5 protein-coding genes are annotated in these 2,862 nt (G+C 34.9%); all 5 read left to right on the plus strand.

Annotated features, from left to right (window positions below; genetic code table 11):
• Positions 1–889, plus strand: an 889-nt coding sequence (locus BHU68_RS17370; protein WP_171900409.1) for a hypothetical protein, incomplete at its 5' end; no start/stop codon positions are given.
• A 141-nt stretch (positions 890–1,030) separates the two neighbouring features.
• Positions 1,031–1,306: an ATP-binding cassette domain-containing protein gene (locus BHU68_RS12180; protein ID WP_069472988.1), complete on the plus strand. Its 276-nt coding sequence runs from the start codon at positions 1,031–1,033 to the stop codon at positions 1,304–1,306.
• 53 nt (positions 1,307–1,359) lie between these two features.
• Complete coding sequence (locus tag BHU68_RS16985) at positions 1,360–1,596, plus strand: hypothetical protein (RefSeq protein ID WP_141698997.1); 237 nt, start codon at positions 1,360–1,362, stop codon at positions 1,594–1,596.
• Positions 1,597–1,763: 167 nt separating this feature from the next.
• Positions 1,764–2,141 carry a hypothetical protein gene (locus BHU68_RS12185; protein ID WP_069472987.1) on the plus strand — a complete coding sequence of 126 codons (378 nt, stop codon included), beginning with the start codon at positions 1,764–1,766 and terminating at the stop codon, positions 2,139–2,141.
• Entirely contained in the window at positions 2,092–2,496 is a 405-nt protein-coding gene (locus BHU68_RS12190) for a hypothetical protein (protein WP_069472880.1), read from the plus strand. The genes BHU68_RS12185 and BHU68_RS12190 overlap by 50 nt, the downstream gene beginning before the upstream one ends.
• Positions 2,497–2,862 lie beyond the last annotated feature (366 nt).

A 2,862-nucleotide genomic window follows, 5' to 3' on the forward strand; every position in this document is an offset into this window, starting at 1 on the left:
TCCTGCATTACGCCGAGGTTATGATATAAACACAGCCTTTTTAGCAGCAGTAGCAGAAATAAAAAGCAAACAAGTTCCACAATTAGATGATGATGGTGATGGAATATATAGCAGTCGTGATGGAAATCATGCCGCTAAACAATATATAAATCAAGAAGGAATATCACAAGCAGACGCTCCACAAATTATTCAAACTCATTCACACATGAACTTGCCAGCAGAACAAGCCAGTGCAGTATTATGGATAAAAACCTCACCCAGCGGCGAAGCAATCAAAAAAGCACGAGCAACTCTAATTCCCCCCGGTTTAGAAAACCTAGAATATCAAGGAGAACAAACCAACTTTGGCAGAACACAAATAGAAATGTTATACAATCAAGCCCAAGATCGCTATGAAGCAGTATATAAAAACTTCCGTAAACCCGGCGAATGGAAAATAAAATATCAAGTTCAAGGAAACCAAGGCTTTTGGTCAGACACAGCAACCGGCATAGTACAAGCAGCAGGCGTAAGCACACCTGTAACCATACAAATATCCTTCAACCAAGCAAACTACCAAATAGGCGAACAATTAACAATTAACCTAACAACCAACGGCATAGAAGAACAAAACAACTACGACTTATACCTTGCCATACTCTACCCTGACAGTAATTACCAAACAATAACTTCCCCATTCAATTTCAGCTCATTAAATGGGAGACAAGCCTATCAAAGCGAACTAAACCTAAGTGGCGAACAAAACTTCTCAATACCCCAATATCAAATACCAACCGGCTGGAAAAAAGGTCAATATTTTGGCTGCGGCGTAATAATGACAGCAAAAGGCGATCCTTGGCAAAGTACCAATTGGATAAGCTTTGATTGTAAAGAATTTAGTTTGCGCTAAATAGATAAAATTGGTAAGGGTTTTGCAAAAGTTTCTGTATATAAAATCAACTGAAGAAACTAATGAACAAGAAATTACTTATGTATCTCCTCAAATCAAGGTATATAAGAAAGAGGTGTTACTACAAACTGTGGCGGTATTGTGTATTCCATAGAAACTCATAATTTATGTAAGAATTTTCCGCAGCTAAAATCTTATAGCGATATTGTTTTGCATCCTTTTACAAAACTAGAAAATGTCGCGTTGCGGAATATTAATCTTAAAGTTAAGCAAGGTGAATTGTTTGGATTATTAGGCACTAATGGTGCTGGTAAAACTACTTTGCTGAAAATACTTTGCACTTTGGTATTGCCAAGCTCTGGTTGTGCTTTAGTGCAAGGATTAAATGTAAAAAAACAAGAGAAAAAAATTAGCTAGTAAAAATTAGCAAAGAAATTATAAATAGCAATGTAAATTCTCAAGAATGTTCTATGAGTTTAGCCACACTATGGATGAGTAACAAGTCTTTACGAGAAAAATTATCCATAATTATAAATAGAACATTCCTTTCACCGAAAAGTTTAGCGATTCTCTATAACTTACCCACCAACTCATGGCGAGTTTATCTTTATTATCCTGTACGCCTAAAATATCTGCTTGTACGATATACCGGTATTATTTTAGGTAAAAACATGCAAACATTGACTGCACAAAATAATAAAATTTAAGTTTGGTAGTTTTGTAACTGATGTTACGTATTTTCATTCCTGTCAGGTTTATCGGTTGCCCCTGAACAGGAAGTTCAATGTGTAACATTAGTTAATAATTCAATATTTAATTTTTTATAGATTTAAATTACCTTACATAAGCTATATATCTATATATGAGGATTACTATGAAAATTAAATGTTATAAACCCTTGAGCAATTGGCTCAGGTGGGTAGTATTAATGATGGCAATAAGTCCAATCATACAAGCGGCAACTGACTGCAATGCAGTCACTGAAATTTCTAAAGGCGAATGTGAATCGTTGTTAGAACTTTATAATAGTACTGATGGGGCTAATTGGAATGTTACAAATACGCCTTGTAGTTGGCATGGTGTTAGTTGTAGTAATGGTGGTGTTTCTAAGATAGATTTAAATGAGAATAAACTAAGCGGCACCATTCCCAATTTTAGTGCTTTGCCTAAATTAGAGACACTTTCTTTTAATAATAATAATAATGTTTGTAAAGACAAAAATACAAATTGCTTATATACTTTTACCTTATAAACATCTTCTGGAAATGGGCGGCAATAAACGAACAATATTAACCAGTTCCGACGCTGAAAGTGTTGCATGGAACAATTCAAAATTTTCTGAGACACTAATTCCTGCATTACGCCGAGGTTATGATATAAACACAGCCTTTTTAGCAGCAGTAGCAGAAATAAAAAGCAAACAAGTTCCACAATTAGATGATGATGGTGATGGAATATATAGCAGTCGTGATGGAAATCATGCCGCTAAACAACAATTTCAGCTCATTAAATGGGAGACAAGCCTATCAAAGCGAACTAAACCTAAGTGGCGAACAAAACTTCTCAATACCCCAATATCAAATACCAACCGGCTGGAAAAAAGGTAAATATTTTGGCTGCGGCGTAATAATGACAGCAAAAGGCGATCCTTGGCAAAGTACCAATTGGATAAGCTTTGATTGTAAAGAATTTAGTTTGCGCTAAATAGATAAAATTGGTAAGGGTTTTGCAAAAGTTTCTGTATATAAAATCAACTGAAGAAACTAATGAACAAGAAATTACTTATGTATCTCCTCAAATCAAGGTATATAAGAAAGAGGTGTTACTACAAACTGTGGCGGTATTGTGTATTCCATAGAAACCCATAATTTATGTAAGAATTTTCCGCTACTAAAATCTTATAGCGATATTGTTTTGCATCCTTTTACAAAACGAGAGGCTGTGGCACTGCGGAATATTAATCTTAAAGTTAA

Source organism: Candidatus Marithrix sp. Canyon 246, from assembly GCF_001723685.1.
Lineage (GTDB): Bacteria > Pseudomonadota > Gammaproteobacteria > Beggiatoales > Beggiatoaceae > Marithrix.

Bases quoted from the DNA above. Each gene is read 5' to 3' on its own strand.
- BHU68_RS16985 (WP_141698997.1), top strand. From the start codon at position 1,360: ATGAGTTTAGCCACACTATGGATGAGTAACAAGTCTTTACGAGAAAAA.
- BHU68_RS12190 (WP_069472880.1), top strand. From the start codon at position 2,092: ATGTTTGTAAAGACAAAAATACAAATTGCTTATATACTTTTACCTTAT.
- BHU68_RS12185 (WP_069472987.1), top strand. From the start codon at position 1,764: ATGAAAATTAAATGTTATAAACCCTTGAGCAATTGGCTCAGGTGGGTA.